This is a genomic window from Hyalangium sp. (assembly GCF_045802625.1).
Taxonomy (GTDB): Bacteria; Myxococcota; Myxococcia; order Myxococcales; family Myxococcaceae; genus Hyalangium.
Genome location: NZ_JBJMQP010000133.1, coordinates 1 through 1923, shown reverse-complemented (window position 1 = coordinate 1923; position 1923 = coordinate 1). Strand labels below are relative to the sequence as shown.

Sequence of the window (1923 nt, the reverse complement as noted above, 5' to 3'; positions counted from 1 at the left end):
CCCCGCCTACCCGCGCGAGCGCCTGGAGTACATGCTGCGCGACTCGGGCGCACGCGTGCTCGTCACCCAGTCCCACGTGGACGCTCCGCTCCAGCCCGGCGACTCCGTCACGCGCCTGGACGTGGACACGCTGGCTCCGGCGCCCGAGGGGACGAGCAACCCCTCCGCCCGAGCCGCGTCCGACAACGTGGCCTACGTCATCTACACCTCGGGCAGCACCGGCCGGCCCAAGGGCGTGCAGGTGCCCCACCGCACCGTGGCCAACTTCTTCACCGCCATGGACGCGGCCCTGGAGAAGCCCGAGCGCGGCGTGTGGCTGGCCGTCACCAGCATCTCCTTCGACATCTCCGTGCTGGAGCTGCTCTGGACGCTCTCGCGCGGCTTCACCGTGGTGGTGCAGTCCGACACCCTGGACACCGACTGGCTGCCCCAGGCCGTACGCCAGCACGCCGTCACCCACCTGCAGTGCACGCCCTCCATGGCGCGGGCCCTGCTGCTCGATGCCTCCTCCAGCGAGGCCCTGCGCTCCCTGAAGCAGATGCTCGTGGGCGGCGAAGCCATGTCCACGGAGCTGGCGCGCGAGCTGCGCCAGCGCGTGCCCTCGCTGCTCAACATGTACGGGCCCACCGAGACCACCGTCTGGTCCTCCACCCACCCCGTGCCCGCCGAGCACGCGGGTCCGGTGCCGCTGGGAGCGCCCATCGCCAACACGCAACTGCACGTGCTGGATGAGCGCATGCAGCCGATGCCCCTGGGCATCTCCGGCGAGCTCTACATCGGCGGCGACGGCGTGGTGCGCGGCTACCTCGGCCGCCCCGAGCTCACCGCCGAGCGCTTCGTGCCCGACCCCTTCAGCGCCACGCCCGGTGCCCGGCTCTACCGCACGGGAGACCGGGTGCGCCGCCGCGCCGATGGCTCGCTGGACTTCCTGGGCCGCATCGACTTCCAGGTGAAGGTGCGCGGCTTCCGCATCGAGCTGGGTGAAATCGAGAGCGCGCTCGACAAGTACCCGGGCGTGCGTCAGTCCGTCGTCCTCGCCCGCGAGGGCAAGCACGGCGACGCGCGGCTGGTGGCCTACCTCACGTCCTCGGGACAGCAGGCGCCCACCCCGGCGGAACTGCGTGCGTTCCTCAAGCAGCACCTGCCCGAGTACATGGTGCCCTCCGCCTTCGTGGTGCTCGAGCAGCTGCCGCTCACGCCCAACGGCAAGGTCAACCGCAAGGCCCTCCCCGCCCCCGAGGCCCTCACCGACTCCGCCTCCGGGTACATCGCCCCGCGCACCCCCACGGAAGAGAAGCTCGCCACCGTCTGGGCCGAGGTGTTGTCGGTGCCGAGCATCGGCGCCGAGGACAATTTCTTCGAGCTGGGCGGCCACTCGCTGCTGGCCATGCGCGTCCTGTCTCAGGTGCGCACCACCCTCCAGGTGGAGCTGTCCGTCCGCGCCCTCTTCGAGGCTCCCACCCTCTCCGCGTTCGCGCTCAAGGTCGACGAGGCCCTCAAGCATCCGGCCCCGGAAGGGTCGCGGCCTCCCCCGTTGCGGCCCATGCCTCGCACGGGTGACATCCCGCTGGCCTTCGCCCAGCAGCGGCTGTGGTTCCTCGACCAGCTCGAGCCCGGTAACCCCGTCTACAACACCCCCGTCGCCCTGCGGCTCTCGGGCCCGGTGGACCCCGAGGCGCTGCGACGCGCCTTCGAGGAGCTCGTGCGCCGTCACGAGTCCCTGCGCACCACCTTCTCCTCCCGCGATGGCCAGCCCATCCAGGTCATCTCGCCCTCGCTCGCCATTCCGCTCGAGGTGGTGGACCTCCAGGACGTGCCCGCCGCCGAGCGTGAGGCCCGGGCCCAGGAGCTGGCCCGTCAGGAGGCCCTGCGTCCCTTCGAGCTGGCCCGCGGTCCGCTCCTGCGCGCCACGCTGCTGCGCCT

The 1923-nt window shown here is 71.9% G+C and carries 1 protein-coding gene; it reads left to right on the top strand.

Annotated features, from left to right (window positions below):
* The coding region (locus tag ACJ8AT_RS24895) for an amino acid adenylation domain-containing protein (protein WP_407740337.1) at positions 1-1923 on the top strand (1923 nt) is incomplete at both ends.